This window comes from Allochromatium tepidum (assembly GCF_018409545.1).
GTDB classification, from domain to species: Bacteria; Pseudomonadota; Gammaproteobacteria; order Chromatiales; family Chromatiaceae; genus Thermochromatium; species Thermochromatium tepidum_A.
The window spans coordinates 2,549,032-2,563,773 of record NZ_AP024563.1; the positions used below are offsets into that span (position 1 = coordinate 2,549,032).

Annotated in this window: 11 protein-coding genes; 9 read left to right on the forward strand and 2 right to left on the reverse strand. The window is 59.0% G+C overall.

Annotation, left to right across the window (positions count from 1 at the left end; translation table 11 throughout):
* Positions 1 to 40 precede the first annotated feature (40 nt).
* A complete protein-coding gene (locus Atep_RS12245; RefSeq protein ID WP_213378781.1) occupies positions 41 to 1,918 on the reverse strand; it encodes an OmpA family protein in 1,878 nt (625 codons plus the stop codon).
* A gap of 172 nt (positions 1,919 to 2,090) precedes the next feature.
* On the opposite strand from Atep_RS12245, the gene Atep_RS12250 reads away from it, so the two are divergent.
* Both Atep_RS12250 and fusA read left to right on the forward strand, forming a co-directional pair.
* The gene (locus tag Atep_RS12250) at positions 2,091 to 3,326 is read left to right on the forward strand and encodes an RNA-guided endonuclease InsQ/TnpB family protein (protein ID WP_236786194.1); all 1,236 of its coding nucleotides are present in this window, start codon (positions 2,091 to 2,093) and stop codon (positions 3,324 to 3,326) included.
* A 278-nt stretch (positions 3,327 to 3,604) separates the two neighbouring features.
* Positions 3,605 to 5,650: an elongation factor G gene (fusA, locus tag Atep_RS12255; protein WP_213378782.1), complete on the forward strand. Its 2,046-nt coding sequence runs from the start codon at positions 3,605 to 3,607 to the stop codon at positions 5,648 to 5,650.
* A 90-nt stretch (positions 5,651 to 5,740) separates the two neighbouring features.
* Here fusA and Atep_RS12260 read toward each other — a convergent pair whose 3' ends face one another.
* Positions 5,741 to 6,163, reverse strand: coding sequence for a superinfection immunity protein (locus tag Atep_RS12260; RefSeq protein ID WP_213378783.1), 423 nt, complete (start codon positions 6,161 to 6,163; stop codon positions 5,741 to 5,743).
* Positions 6,164 to 6,493: 330 nt separating this feature from the next.
* On the opposite strand from Atep_RS12260, the gene Atep_RS12265 reads away from it, so the two are divergent.
* From Atep_RS12265 to Atep_RS12295, 7 genes are all read left to right on the forward strand, one after another.
* Entirely contained in the window at positions 6,494 to 7,297 is an 804-nt protein-coding gene (locus Atep_RS12265) for a hypothetical protein (RefSeq protein ID WP_213378784.1), read from the forward strand.
* A gap of 144 nt (positions 7,298 to 7,441) precedes the next feature.
* Positions 7,442 to 7,723 (forward strand): transposase, encoded by a 282-nt coding sequence (locus tag Atep_RS12270; RefSeq protein WP_213378785.1) that lies wholly within the window; start codon positions 7,442 to 7,444, stop codon positions 7,721 to 7,723.
* Positions 7,724 to 7,818: 95 nt separating this feature from the next.
* Positions 7,819 to 8,460: a GspH/FimT family pseudopilin gene (locus Atep_RS12275; protein WP_213378786.1), complete on the forward strand. Its 642-nt coding sequence runs from the start codon at positions 7,819 to 7,821 to the stop codon at positions 8,458 to 8,460.
* A complete protein-coding gene (gene pilV, locus Atep_RS12280; RefSeq protein ID WP_213378787.1) occupies positions 8,457 to 8,921 on the forward strand; it encodes a type IV pilus modification protein PilV in 465 nt (154 codons plus the stop codon). Before Atep_RS12275 ends, pilV begins: the two co-directional genes overlap by 4 nt.
* The gene (locus tag Atep_RS12285; RefSeq protein ID WP_213378788.1) at positions 8,918 to 9,994 is read left to right on the forward strand and encodes a prepilin-type N-terminal cleavage/methylation domain-containing protein; all 1,077 of its coding nucleotides are present in this window, start codon (positions 8,918 to 8,920) and stop codon (positions 9,992 to 9,994) included. The genes pilV and Atep_RS12285 overlap by 4 nt, the downstream gene beginning before the upstream one ends.
* Before the next feature lie 27 nt (positions 9,995 to 10,021).
* Positions 10,022 to 10,576: a pilus assembly PilX family protein gene (locus Atep_RS12290; protein ID WP_213378789.1), complete on the forward strand. Its 555-nt coding sequence runs from the start codon at positions 10,022 to 10,024 to the stop codon at positions 10,574 to 10,576.
* A gap of 11 nt (positions 10,577 to 10,587) precedes the next feature.
* Positions 10,588 to 14,739, forward strand: coding sequence for a pilus assembly protein (locus Atep_RS12295; protein ID WP_213378790.1), 4,152 nt, complete (start codon positions 10,588 to 10,590; stop codon positions 14,737 to 14,739).
* The last annotated feature ends 3 nt before the right edge of the window (positions 14,740 to 14,742 follow it).

Below are 14,742 nucleotides of genomic sequence, written 5' to 3' on the forward strand. Positions count from 1 at the left end.
GGAGCCGGGCGGATTCTAGCTCGAATCCGCGCCGTCGGCATCAGTTACGGTCGAGGATATAGACCTCGACGCGACGGTTCTTGCCGCGTCCCTCGGCCGTCGCGTTGTCGGCGATCGGGCGCGCCGGCCCGAGTCCCTCGGCCGTCAGACGCCCCTCGTCCACGCCGCGCTCGACGAGTGCCTGACGCACGGCCTCGGCGCGCTGGAGCGACAGGCTCTGGTTGAGCGCCGCACTGCCGAGGCTGTCGGTATGGCCCTCGATGCGCGCGGTCAGCTCGGGATGCGCCTTCAGAAGCGCGGCGATACGATCCAGACTCGCCAGCTCGCCGGCCGGCAGGGTCGCCTGACCTGTGGGGAAGCTCAGCTCGGTCTCGGCCAGACTCAGGAGCAGTCCGCGCTCGGTGAAGGTGCCGTTGAGCTGGGCGAAACCGGTGTGCAGTGCTCGCAGACGGGCCAGCTCGGCGGCGGCCTCGCTCTGGTCGGCTGAAGGCGCATCGGATTGAGGCGACCGGCGAGCCGTCTCCAACTCGGCTTCGAGCGCGTCGATCCGTGCCTGGGCCGCGTTCAGGGCCTCATCGCTCCCGTCCTGAGCGCGCGCCTGCTCCAGTTCGGCCTCGAGCGAGGCGATGCGTGCCTGCGCCTCGGTCAGCGCCCGGTTCTCGTCCTGAGTCGCCGCCTCGGCGGCCTGCTGCAATTCGGCCAAGCGGGTACGCGCCTGCTCCAGTGCCTCGTTCAGGGTCGCCTGGGAGTCCTCGGCCTCGGCGCGTGCCGTCTCCAGGCTGGATTCCAGCTCCTGGATACGGGCCTCGGCCGCCGCGCGCCGTTCCGCCTCCTGGTCCTCGTCAACGGCCTCGGTACGCGCCGCCTCCAACGCGGTTTGCAGCTCGGCCAGCCGCTGCTCGCATTCGGCCAGTGCGGCCTTATGCGCGTCGACGGCCTCTTCGTGCTGCTGTTGCAGGGCCGCGCGCGCCTCGCGCTCGGCATTCAGCTCGACCTCGAGCCGGGCCGACTTCTCCAGCGCCTCGCGGGCCTGATCGGCCTGCACGGCATCGCGATGGCTCAATTCGAGCTCCATGCGCACCTTCTGAAGCTCGGTCTGGGACTCGGCCAGGCGCGCCCGTGTGGCCTCATGATCCTTGTAGAGCGCCTCGAACTGCGACTTGGTGGCGGCCAGCTCGTCGGCGAGCGCCTGGGCCTCGGCCGTCCGGCCCTCGGGCGTGCCCAGGATACCCAGCTCCTGGATGGTCCTGAGCACCTCGGCATCCTCCGGCGTGGTGCGGGCGAGCGACACCCGCTCGTTGAGATGACGCTCCAGCTCGGCGATGCGCTTCTGATGACTGGTCGCGGCCTCGGCGATGGTGTCGTTGACCCGGCCCAGATCGGCCTTCAGCCTCGCCACCTCCTCGCGCTCGGCCTCCAGTTGCGCCCGGATCTCTTCACAGGCTTCGACGAGACGCTCCTTCTCGGCCACCACCTCGGCGGTCTTGCGCCGCTCGTCGGCGAGCACCGCCGCGTGCGCGGCCTTGATGCCTTCCATGTCCTGCCCCAGACCGACCTTGATCTCTTCGAGCATACGGATCTGATCGTTGAGATCGCGTTTCTCGGTCTGGAATTGTGCCTTGAGTCTATCGATCTCGCTGCGGCTGGCGTTCCAGCCTTCCTCGGCGGCCAGGCGTCGCGCCTCGGTCTCCTTGACACGATCACTGAGCTGCACGATCAGCGCATCCTTCTCGGCGATCTGCGCCTTGAGGCGATCGTCGTACCAGTTGTAGAGGATGTAGACGCCGATCAGGGCGAAGAGCAAGGCAAAGGTGATCATCTTCCAGAAGGATTGCCCGCTGGACTGAGGGTTACTCTTACTCGGCTCGGACATCGTCGTCTCCCGGTCGAGCCGCGCCGGGTGCGGAGAGTGGGTCATGTCGCGGATCCGGACTCGCGTCGACCACATGACCGCACACGGCTTGGCTCGACCTCTGTGTTTTTATCCAGTGCGCCGTAAAACCCCGCCCTTTAGGGCGGGGATATAAGGCGCTCGCCCGAAGGGCGAAAGGGGTGTTTTTACAAGCTATAGTTAGTGTATAATATGCGCCATGATCGTTCAACGCGCCTACCGCTATCGTTTCTATCCGACGGAGGAGCAGGCCGAGCAGTTGGCCCGCTCGTTTGGCTGCGCGCGTTGGATCTATAACTGGGGTCTTCAGCAGCGCACCGACGCCTTCTATCAGCACGGCCGGCGCCTCTACTACAAAGACCTCGCCGGGCAACTGAAAGTCCTGAAGCAAGCCCCGGACACCGCCTGGCTCGCCGAGGTCTCCAGCGTCATCCTACAACAGGCGCTGCGGCATCTGGACGCGGCCTTCGCGCGGTTCTTCAAAAAACAGGCCGGATATCCGGCCTATAAGTCGCGCCGGGGCGATCAGTCCTGCTCCTACATGCGCAATGGCTTTACGTTCCGCGACGGGCGGCTGACCTTGGCTAAACAGCGCGAACCGCTCGACATCCGCTGGTCGCGGCCGTTACCGAAAGACGCGGCGCCGTCCTCTGTGACCGTCACCCGCACCACGGGCGGAAAATACTACGTCTCGTTCTTGATCGAGGCGAACGTCCAGCCGTTGCCGGCGACGACCCAGGAAACGGGTATTGACCTCAACGTCAAGGAACTGGTGCTGAGTACCGGCCGGCGCTTTCAGCCCCCCAAGGCGCTCAAGCGGCTCGAACAGCGCAAGCGGCGCTATCAACGCGCCTGCCGGCGTAAGGTCGCGGCGGCCAAGACGGCCCTGGGCCTAGATCCCCATGCGCCGCTGCCCAAAGGCACGCGCCTGCCGATCTCCAACAACCTGCACAACGCCCACAAAAAAGTGGGGCGCATCATGGAGCGCCAGGCCAATGTGCGCCGCGACTGGCAGCACAAAACCACTACCACCATCGTGCGCGAGAACCAAGTGATCGCGATGGAAGACCTCTACGTCCGGGGCCTGACCGCCGGCGCCAAGGGAACAGCCGAGCAGCCGGGGAAACGGGTTCGCCGGAAAGCGGGCCTCAACCGGGCGATCCTGGACGTGGGGTTCGGTGAAATCCGCCGTCAGATCGACTACAAGGCCCAATGGTACGGGCGCACCATGGTACTGATCGACCGCTGGTATCCGTCGAGTCAGCGCTGTTGCCGCTGCGGACACCTGCATCGGGCGCTGCGCCTGAGCGACCGCCACTGGACCTGTTCGGCGTGCGGCACGCGCCATGACCGCGATCTGAATGCGGCGCGCAACATCCTGGCGGCAGGCCAGGCCATCCTCCAGGGCGCGGACGCCCTGCGGGTGCATGAGTGAGTTGGGACTACCGGAGGACGTCCGGGACGTAAAGCCTGTGGAGCGGGCGCTGACGGCGGAACGGCGGTGGTTGAGCCGATCTACGCGTCATCCCGCATTGAAGCAGGAAAGGCGGTTCGCGAGGACCGCCCGGCCGGGGAGCCGTACCCTGGGAATCCCCGTCCTTTAGGGCGGGGAGGATGTCAAAGTATAATTTCGATTCGTTCGGAAGAACGCCCCTGGGCGCGTGCTCGCTCAAGCGCCCCGATTTCCACTCAAGCGCCACGACGGGATCCAAGATGTCTGACTACAATGCCGAGGACGTCCGCAACATCGCCCTGGTCGGTCATGCCGGCTCCGGAAAGACCACCCTGGTGGAGGCGCTGCTCGCGGCCACCGGCGTCATCAACGTGCCCGGCAACGTGACCAAGGGCACCACGGTCTGCGACTTCGACCCCATGGAAAAGGAGTTGCAGCACTCGCTCGACGCCGCCATCACCAGCTTCACCACCAGCGGCAAGCACATCAACCTGATCGACACCCCCGGTTATCCCGATTTCCTCGGGCGCAGTCTCTCGGTGCTGCCGGCGGTCGAGACCGCCGCCCTGGTCATCAATGCCCAGGCCGGGATCGAGTCCATGACCACGCGCCTGATGAAGGCCGCCGACAACCGTCATCTGTGCCGGCTGATCATCGTCAACCAGATCGATGCCGAGCACGTCGATCTCGCCCAGGTGACCGAACAGATCCGCGAGACCTTCGGCCCAGAGTGTCTGCCGATCAACCTGCCGGCCGACGGCGGCAAGCGCGTCGTCGACTGCTTCTTCCAGCCCAGCGGCGGCCCCACGGACTTCTCCTCGGTCGAGGAGGCGCACAGCCGGATCATCGACCAGGTGGTCGAGGTCGACGAGGATCTCATGGCGCTCTATCTGGAGCAGGGCCAGGAACTCCAGCCCGAGCAGCTCCACGCCCCCTTCGAGGCGGCGCTGCGCGAGGCGCATCTGATGCCCATCTGCTATGTCTCGGCCCAGACCGGCGCCGGCATCCCTGAGCTGCTGGAGATCATGGCGCGCCTGATGCCGAATCCGGCCGAGGGCAACCCGCCGCCCTTCCTCAAGGGCGAGGGCGCGGCCATGGAGCCGGTGCGCGTCAGTCCGGATCCGGCGCTGCATGCCGTGGCCCATGTATTCAAGATCCTCAACGACCCCTATCGCGGCAAGATCGGCATCTTCCGCGTCCATCAGGGACGGATCACGCCCGCGAGTCAGCTCTTCGTCGGCGACGCGCGCAAGCCGTTCAAGGTCAATCATCTCTATCGCGTGCACGGCAATGATCTGATCGAGGTCGACGAGGGCGTACCGGGCGACATCCTGGCCGTCACCCGGGTCGACGACATCCATTTCGACGCCGTGCTGCACGATTCGCACGACGAAGACCATTTCCATCTGACCACGATGGAATGCCCGATCCCGCTGTTCGGACTGGCGATCAACACCAGCAAGCGCGGCGACGAGCAGAAGCTCACCGATGCGCTCAACAAGCTGCGCTCGGAAGACCCCTGCTTCCACATCGAGCACAACGCCGGCGCCAACGAGACCGTGGTGCGCGGACTCGGCGAGGCCCATCTCAAGGTGGTGCTGCGACGGCTGACCGAGCAGTTCCATATCGACGTCGAGACCCGTCCGCCGAGCATCCCCTATCGCGAAACCATCATGGGCCAGGCCGAGGGGCATCATCGGCACAAGAAGCAGACCGGTGGTGCCGGCCAGTTCGGTGAGGTCTATCTGCGGGTCGAACCCAAGGCGCGCGGGACCGGATTCGAGTTCGTCGATGCCGTGGTCGGCGGGGCCATTCCGGGCAACTTCATCCCCTCGATCGAAAAGGGCGTGCGTCAGGTGCTGGAGGAAGGCGTCGTTGCCGGTTATCCGCTCCAGGACATCCGGGTCACGGTCTACGACGGCAAGTACCACCCGGTCGACTCCAAGGACATCGCCTTCGCCACCGCCGGACGCAAGGCGTTCATCGATGCCGTGCTCAAGGCCCAGCCGGTGATCCTGGAGCCGATCGTCAAGATCCGTATCACGGCCCAGGACAGCGCCATGGGCGATCTGGCCGGGGATCTGTCGAGCCGGCGCGGACGCATCAACGGCAGCGAGTCCAAGAGTCGCGGGCGCGTGGTCATCGAGGGCGAGGTGCCGCTGGCCGAGCTGGAGGGCTATGACGCGCGGCTCAAGTCGCTCACCGGCGGCGAGGGTACCTACGGCATCGAGCTGAGCCACTACGACCCGGTGCCGGGCAACATCCAGAAGCAGATGATGGATGCCTATCAGCGCAGCGAGGATTGAGCGCTTCCCGCCGCCGTCTCCGGACCTGAGACGTCGATCCATGGCCCCGGCCTTCCGGCGCCATGGATCTCCCGCCTGAATATCCGGCCGCTAGGCGTCCGTGCCGAGCGCGCCGGTCTCCGATTCGTGAAGTGCCTGGGTATCGCGATGACTCCGGGTCATCGACCAGAGCAGCAAGCCGATCCAACCGATGATCGTCCAGCCGAGCAGGACGTTGAGCACACTGATGAGCACGCGCCGGCGGTGGCCCTGGTCGAACGCCAGCCAGGTCGGCAGCAGATAGAACAGGATCAGGAGCGCGGAGATGAACCATCCGCGAACATCGATCGGATAGATCGCGTCGACGGCCAGCAGCAGAAGCAGCCAGACCAGGACGAAGACCGGAATGCCGCGTCTCAGACCGAGGCGGCGCAGGTTCTCGATGAGCACCGGCGGAATGCGGCGCTCGATGGCGGCGATCCAGGTGCTGGGGCGCCAACCTTGGGCGCGGTCGGACGATGGGTGTTGATCCATACTGATTCTCCGCAAATAGAGGCGGCGCGAAGCATAGCCTAAACCGCACCTGGCATGATAGGCGGCGTTCAGGCGCACTTTTGGGAGCATCCGTGCCCTAAAACTGCCGATCGGGACCGACGACCTCCACATCCGACTCGGATTACTCGAACCGGGTCACAGACTTGCCGCAATTTTTCCCTCAAACTTGAAAGCGTCTGGCCGTTAAAGGTCAACAATGCGACAAGCGAGCAAGCCGTCCTGCACACAGGATCGCCCTCTTCCGCATCTGCCGCTGCGCCGATCCAATGGCGAGTTCTACGACAAGGTTCCTACATTTGGAGTCCCATCATGACCAAGTTTTTTACTGTTTCATCGCTCGCCTGCTGCTTAGCGCTTTCCTGGTCGATTGGTTATGCTCAAACGACCACCAAAACCGTTAAGCCCTATGCCTATTCGATGAAGGTCGCCGTTAGCCTGCCGAAGGGCAGCGATGCGGAGGCATCGCTGAAAGACAAGACAAAACCATCGACGACAGCTCTCACACCCTGTACTGATGAATGGAAGCGCGATGTACTCTCGTTCCAACTGACCTACGACGCAGGTAAACGCACAATCAATAAAAAAGACGGCACCGAAACATCGACTGTCACCGATGTGTATTTCTTCTTTTACAATCCGCAAGCCCTCGGCTTAAAAACCACAGCCACTCCTAAGACCGATCCTAATGATACATCTGATACAGATGCCGACTATCCTGAAATGTGCGAAATTAATGCAACCGAATACCAGGCATGCGACCCCAAGATATGGGTAATCACCCGCCCCGCTGTAGGCACGGCTCCACTCGCCATGCGGCCACTTGCCGAACCTGCAGATATTCGCTTTGGCGATATCGATCATATTTATTTGTCGAAAGATGAAAATCTCGGAACAGGCAAAATCTCTGACTCTACACTGCGTTCCTACATGAAGTTCGATGATCTAACGCAGGGATTGTGGTCGTTAATCGGCATCGTCGGACCAATTATCGATCTTAATGTCACGACTCCACCTCTAGCACTTGAATTTGACGATCCGACCAAATGGGCTGCATGGGACGCCGTTTCCTTTATGCTCGGCTCCCCCTGGGGAAACGGAAAAATCTGTCAGTAACCATCCCAGGGCGAACGCATCAAGCTTTGCTAATATTCGAGGATTTGCATGTGGATGATTTCAGTGGGGAAGTGGCGTTGGTGCATAAACCCGCCGAGACCCGCTAAACTGACGATTATGCCCCCCTGAAACAGGCGCCCAGACATGTCAACCACCGCCCAGACGAGCGAAGCGGCCGCCTCACCGAAGGCCACGTACCGGATCACCAACTGGCCGGCGTATGACCGCGCCCTGGTGGCGCGTGGTGACATCACGTTCTGGTTCGACCAAGAAGCGATCGAACAGCACTGGACGCCGGAACCAACGGGCAAGCGGGGTGCGCCTTGGCGCTACTCGGACTGGGCGATTCAGATGTTGTTGGTTTTGAAGCAAGTCTTCCACGTGCCCTATCGCGCAACGGTGCCGGCAAGCGGTGGACCTGGCTGAAAGTCCATCCGGTGGTCGATGCCGACGCCAAGGACTATCCTTAGCCGGCACACCCAAGCGACGGAAAACCAAAAGCTTCCAAAAGGTTCAGCGTCATGTCCTATTTGCCTTTTTTCACCCTAGCGCAACTGGCCGCCCCCGTGTGGCGCAGGCCAATGCCGGCCTGTAAGCCAGGCAAACAGCGCGGCTTGACCCTGATTGAATTGATGGTGACATTGGCGGTCGCCGTCATTATTTTGAGTATGGGCATACCCAGCTTTCAGAGCATGATCCAAAGCAACCGCCTGACCAGCGCGGCGAATGAATTCATGGCCGCGCTCAATTATGCCCGCTCCGAGGCGATCAAACGCGGGCAAGGCATCATCTTGTGCAAGACCACTACCTTCACTGCCTGTACCGAAGGCGGCAACAAGTGGGAGACGGGCTGGATGGCTTTTCTGGATAAGGACAAAAACAACAAGTGGAGTTCAGGTGATGAAATCCTGCGCGTCTGGCAAGCTTTGCCGGCCGGGTACACCTTAAGACCCAACAACAATTTTAACAATTACCTGCGTTACGGCCCGGACGGGGCCGCCAATAATTTGGGTACCTTCGCCCTTTGTTACAACAATCAAACCCAAGGCGCCAAGGCGATCGTCATCACGCGCCTGCGCCCCAGGCTGGGCAAGGACAGCAACGGCAACCAGATTCCTGAAAACGATGCGGGCGATATTTCGAGCTGTTTTATTTCTCCATGAACAAACAAAATATGAACAGACAAAGCGGATTCACCCTAATCGAAGTCCTCGTCGCCGTGTTGGTTTTGGCTTTAGGCTTGCTTGGGCTGGCGGGGCTGCAAGCCAATGCCGTAAAAACCAACCATAGCGCCTTGCAACGCAGTCAGGCAGTGATGCTGGCCTATTTCATGATGGACGCCATGCGCGCCAACAAAGCTGTCGCCGGCGCAGGCAGTTACAACCTTGGCACACCCGGCACTCCTGATGCCCCAGTATGTGACGCGCCCACCGAAAGTGACTTAGTTACTCACGATCAAGCTCACTGGTTTGCGGCGCTTAAGGAAAACCTAGGCGATGCTCCTACAACGTGCGGCCTGATCGCTTGCGATGCCAGTGCTAATTGCACCGTCAAGGTATTTTGGGACGACAGCCGTGCCGGCGGGTCCAGTGCGCAAACCATCGAGATCACAAGCCGACTATGAAGATTCAACCGCTACGATATCAACGTGGTTTCACCCTCATCGAACTCATGATCAGCCTGGTACTGGGGCTTTTGGTCGTAGCCGGTGTGATTGGCCTGTTTCTCTCCAACAAACAGGTGTACCGGCAGAACGAAAATCTGGCCCGCATGCAGGAAAGCGCCCGCTACGCTTTCGAAGTCATGGCCCGCGACCTGCGCGAAGCCGGCGCCATCGCCTGTAACAGCAATTTGCCGGTCGCCAACGTGCTCAACGGGGCCTCCAGCAACTGGTGGTCCAACTGGGGCGATGGTATCCGCGGTTACGAAAATAACGACAACACCTTTCCTAAAGCATTTGACACCGGTAGCAATGTTGCCGCCAACCGCGCGCCGGGAACCGATGCTGTGATCATTTGGAGCGGTACTCTGGAGGATGGGGTATACATCACGGACCATAACCCGCCTTCTGCCCAGTTTAAAGTCAATACTACCGCCCATGGATTCAAAGACGGCGACATCCTGATGGTCTGCGACTCCAAGCAGGCAGCTATTTTTCAGGTAACCAATGCCAACAGCAGCAATGTCACCATCGTCCACAACACCGGCAATACGGTCTCTCCCGGCAATTGCAGCAAATACCTGGGTTTTCCGGTACCAGCAGGCTGCGGCTCACCACCTAACCCCGAACCCCCTGCCCATGCTTTCGAAAACGGTGGCTTCATCAGCAAGCTCACTGCCCACGCTTGGTACATCGGCTGTAACGGCAGAGCCGCATGCAGCGATCCTGGGGGAAGGTCGTTGTATCGTCTCATTCTGCAAAACACAAGTGGCACGGCAGGGGTTACCAGTGAAGAGCTCGCCGAAGGCATCAGCGACCTACAAATCGAATATCTGACGCGCGACGCCAGCGGCACGCTTGCATCCCAATATGATGCTGCCGCGGCCGTCACCGATTGGAAAAACGTCGTTGCCGCAAGACTGATATTCACCTTCCAGACCCTGGAACGGGTAGGTACCAATACCCAGGCCATCAGTCGCAATTGGTACACCGTGGTTAGCTTGAGGAACCGCATGCCGTCAACTACCCCGCCCTGAAGGACGGGGTTTCTCGCGGAGGAACTGATGAAAGCCAATTCCCAAACCGGCACCGCCTTGATTGTCTCTCTGATACTGTTGCTGCTTGTTACCCTGCTGGGTGTAGCAGGCATCAAAAGCGTAGCTTTAGAGGAAAAAATGGCCGGCAACAGCTACGACCGCAGCCTTGTGTTTCAGGCGGCAGAATACGCCTTGCGGGTAGGCGAGGCCGTGGCCGAAGTCAAATCTAAAACCATTCCACCCAACAACGGCTTTCCCACCTACACCGATGCCGACGATACCTGTCCAACAGGCGCGATCGACAACTGCACGAGTGGCTTGTGCCCCACGCCAGACAAGGATTGCCTGCCCAGGTGGCAAGATTCCAGCTTTACCGGTTGGATCAACGCATCCTCGGTGAGCAGCCTGGCCGGTACGCCGCAGTATTTCGTCGAGTACTTGGGCGGCACTTTCCCCTGTACTGATGGCGGCAGCTCCGATCCCAATAACTGCAAGCGTTACCGCATCACCGCGCGCAGCGATCCAAATCTAGGCAACGGCCGCGCAACGGTGGTGTTACAGTCAATTTATGCGACGGATTGAAGGAGTTTGTTATGTTGAAATCAAGATTATTGATTCACCTAGCATGGGCAATCAATGGAATGCTGCTGAGCTTGGTGCCGGTTCATGCTGCCCTGACATTGCCTAACATACCTTTGGGGGTAGCCACCTCTGCCAAGCCCATGACCATGATTACAGCGGGTAAGGATCACAAGCTGTTTTACGAAGCCTACAACGACGCCAGCGACATCAATGGCGACGGGGTTTTGGATATTCGCTTTAAACCCAGTATCACCTATTACGGCTTGTTCGACCCCAACCTTTGTTACACCCATAATAACGCAAGTGACACTACGGGGCTTTTTTCGCCCGATTCCTATGCCACCAATGGCAAATGTCCGGGTAAGTGGTCTGGCAACTGGTTGAACTACGTCACCACCAGCCGCATCGATGCGCTGCGCAAGGTGCTTTATGGTGGCTACCGGGATGAGGACACCGCCACGCAGACCATCCTACGCCGCGCCTACATCCCGCAAGACGCCCACTCCTGGGCCAAGGAATATACCAGCGAAGCAGTGGATGGTTACAAAATCAGCGATTACACCCCCCTGGCGCAACCCGCATCCGGCAAGCGGCACTTCTTCGGCAATCTCACGGCCAACGCCGGGACCAACTGCGACACGTTAAGCAATTGTAGTGGCTTGCCGCCGTTGTTGTCGGTTGTCACCAACAGCTCTAAGCGGGTGTGGGAGTGGGCATCCAAGGAGCGGCCGGTGCTGGATAATACCCATGGCGGCACGCGTACCGATTACACCGTTCGGGTCGAAGTGTGTACCGCAAACTTTCACGACGGCTGCAAACAATATCCAAACGGTCCAAACGGCACGTACAAGCCGATTGGCCTATTGCACGACTACGGCGAAAACGACGCCATGCTATTCGGCTTGTTGACGGGCAGTTACAACAAAAACATGTCGGGCGGCGTGCTACGCAAAGTGGTCGCTTCGTTCAAAGACGAAGTCAATCCCAGCACGGGTCAATTTACCAACGTCAATGGCATCGTGCGCTCATTCGACAGCTTGCGCATTCGCGATTTCAATAATGGAAGAACCGATAAAGCCTACCGTTCCGGCTGGAAAACTAATGGCCCCATGAGTGAGGGGCAGTTTGTCGATTGGGGCAACCCCATCGCCGAAATGATGTACGAAGGATTGCGCTATTTTGCCGGCAAAGGAAGTGCAACGTCTGCCTTTGCGACCAGCGGTTCCCACGATGAGCATGTAGGTCTTCCTGTGGCCACATGGGATAATCCCTACAGCGCAACGAGTGCCGCCCAGGCCCCTTGGTGCGCCAAAGCGAACATGTTGGTTGTCAGCGACATCAACCCTTCGTTTGACTCCGACCAGCTTCCAGGCAGTTCTTTCGGCAGCTTTTCAGGCGACGTGTCGGGGATGAACGTCACGGCTTTAGCTGACACCATTACCGCCCATGAACCTGGAGTGACCGGGCTGCACTTTATCGGTCAATCGGGCACAGATTATGACACGGCACCTACGGCAAAGGACGTAACCTCGTTAGCCAAGATTCGCGGGCTTGCCCCGGAAGAACCGACCAAACAGGGCAGCTATTACAGCGCAGCGGTGGCCTATTATGGCAAGACTAACGACCTCAACACTGCCACGGGCAATCAGACCGTCGATTCATTCTATGTGGCGCTCGCTTCCCCTTTGCCCAGAATTGAATTTCCCGTTGGTGGAGGGAAAATGGTCACTTTAGTGCCATTTGCAAAGTCGGTAGGTCAGGATGGAAGCCCATATACTGGGTTTCAACCAACCAACCAAATTGTTGATTTTTATGTCGACTCTATCTACAACCTGCCTGGAGCCCCGTACGATTCCACTGTCAATGGCGGTCGTCCGTATGCCAAATTCCGAATCAACTATGAGGATGTCGAACAGGGCGCTGACCACGACATGGATGCTATTGTTGAATATACCATCACGCTCGATGCAACAGGGAAAGTCCAAGTCGATCTAAATTCAACCTATGCCGCTGGGAGCATCATTCAACACATGGGCTATGTGATTTCAGGCACCACGGCGGATGGGGTTTATCTTGATGTGCGTGATAAGGATACGGCTGAAGATAAGGACATTGACTATGTGTTGGATACCCCCAATGTTCCAGGCGCTTTGCCATTGACCAGCTCGCGTACCTTTACCCCCGGGGCGGCCGGCGCTACCTTACTCAAGGATCCTTTGTGGTACGCAGCCAAATGGGGAGGATTTGTCGATAAAAACGGCAACAACCTTCCGGACCCTTCCTATGAATGGGATGCTGATGGCAATGGCGTGCCGGATACCTATTTTCTGGTTCAAAATCCCCTTAAGTTGAAAGAGTCGCTCAAACGCGCCTTTGAAAATATCATCGAGCGCAGCGCGAGCGCAGGGAATGTTACCTCTAACAGTACTTCTATTACATCGACGACGCAGGTTTTTCAGTCCATATTCAATACCGCCAACTGGTCCGGCGATCTGCTCGCGTATCCGATCACTACTTCTGGAGTCGGCGCAACGCCCAGTTGGAAGGCTTCCGCGCAGATTCCTGCGCTGGGGGATCGTAAGATTTTCATCACTGGCTCCACTGGTTCCACCGTGCTCTTCCAGTGGTCCTCTTTGATTGCCGCCGATCAAACTACACTGGGCAATGCGGATGTCGTCGACTATCTGCGCGGCGAGCGCAGCAAGGAGTTGCAAAATGGTGGAGGGTTTCGCAACCGCGCAATCGATAACGTCTTGGGCGACATCGTCCACTCCTCGCCCTATTACGTCAAAGACACCAACACCGTGTATGTGGGTGCCAACGACGGCATGCTGCATGCTTTTGATGCAACGACGGGTAAGGAGCTTTTCGCCTACATTCCCAGCGCAGTGATTCCCAAACTGAAAGACCTGACCCAACCCAGTTACACCCATGCCTATTACGTGGATGGCGACATCGCTGTGTCGAACCTGGATCAAACGCCCGGGAAAAACTATCTCGTTGCTACTTTGGGCCACGGCGGCAAGGGCTTGTTTGCCCTCGACGTTACCAACCCCACTACGTTCTCAGCAAGCAACTTCCTGTGGCAGTACTTCAATCCCAGCGATAACGATTTGGGCTATATGCTGGGTCGGCCGGTACTGGCCAAGATGAACAATGGTTCGTTTGCGGTGGTCGTGGGAAATGGCTATAACTCCAATACCGGCAAGGCGGTGCTGTATATCTTTAACCTAGCCACAGGGAGCCTGATCACAAAGATCGACACCGGCGTCGCCGGTGATAATGGTTTGGCAACCCCGGGGGTGGTGGATGTGGATGGCGACAACGATGTCGATGTCATCTACGCCGGTGACCTGAAAGGAAACGTGTGGAAATTCGACGTCAGCCACAGCAATCCCAACCAATGGAAGTCGGCCTTTATGTCAGGATCGACCCCCAAGCCGTTCTTCGTTGCCAAAGACCCTTCCAACAACCGCCAGCCGATTACGGCGCAGATCACTTCTGTGCTAAACCAGGTCTCTGGTGATCCGAACTACGGCAAGCGCTTCGTTTTCTTCGGCACCGGCAGCTATTTTAGAAGCGGCGACCCGGCCGATACCAAAATCCAAAGCTGGTATGGACTGATTGACGATAATGCCCAGATTACAAGCCGCAGTGATCTTCAGGCCCGTTCCGTTCTGGCCGAGGGCATTTTCTCCGACAAACAGGTTCGCACCTTCTCTGATGCCACAGCAAACGACATGACGGACAAAAAAGGCTGGGTATTGGATTTCACTACTCACCCAGGGGAACGCATCGTTACAGCTTCCAGGTACTACAAGTTTGCCCAGCCGACGCTGATTGCCAGTTCGATCATCCCCGTGGTCGATCCTTGCGTGCCGGGCGGTAACGGCTACGTCAACGCCATCAACCCCTTCACCGGTGCGCGCCTTACACAGGGCTTCTTCGACGTTAACAAAAACAACGACTTCAGCGACGACAAACTCAACAATAACCTCATTGGCGGCATCGATCTTGGCGTAGGTATGCCCAGCGAACCTACCATCGTTGGCGATCGTTTGATCGTGGGAGGATCCAGAGGCACGATTGCCGATATCCGCATCAACCTTGGGATTTCTCCACTCAAAGAGCGCATCTCCTGGCGGGAAATCGTAACGGAGTAAATC

Coding starts and splice junctions, on each gene's coding strand:
- Atep_RS12290 (WP_213378789.1), top strand. CDS start 10,022: ATGAAAGCCAATTCCCAAACCGGCACCGCCTTGATTGTCTCTCTGATA.
- Atep_RS12285 (WP_213378788.1), top strand. CDS start 8,918: ATGAAGATTCAACCGCTACGATATCAACGTGGTTTCACCCTCATCGAA.
- fusA (WP_213378782.1), top strand. CDS start 3,605: ATGTCTGACTACAATGCCGAGGACGTCCGCAACATCGCCCTGGTCGGT.
- Atep_RS12260 (WP_213378783.1), bottom strand. CDS start 6,163: ATGGATCAACACCCATCGTCCGACCGCGCCCAAGGTTGGCGCCCCAGC.
- Atep_RS12250 (WP_236786194.1), top strand. CDS start 2,091: ATGATCGTTCAACGCGCCTACCGCTATCGTTTCTATCCGACGGAGGAG.
- Atep_RS12265 (WP_213378784.1), top strand. CDS start 6,494: ATGACCAAGTTTTTTACTGTTTCATCGCTCGCCTGCTGCTTAGCGCTT.
- pilV (WP_213378787.1), top strand. CDS start 8,457: ATGAACAAACAAAATATGAACAGACAAAGCGGATTCACCCTAATCGAA.
- Atep_RS12245 (WP_213378781.1), bottom strand. CDS start 1,918: ATGACCCACTCTCCGCACCCGGCGCGGCTCGACCGGGAGACGACGATG.
- Atep_RS12270 (WP_213378785.1), top strand. CDS start 7,442: ATGTCAACCACCGCCCAGACGAGCGAAGCGGCCGCCTCACCGAAGGCC.
- Atep_RS12295 (WP_213378790.1), top strand. CDS start 10,588: ATGTTGAAATCAAGATTATTGATTCACCTAGCATGGGCAATCAATGGA.
- Atep_RS12275 (WP_213378786.1), top strand. CDS start 7,819: ATGTCCTATTTGCCTTTTTTCACCCTAGCGCAACTGGCCGCCCCCGTG.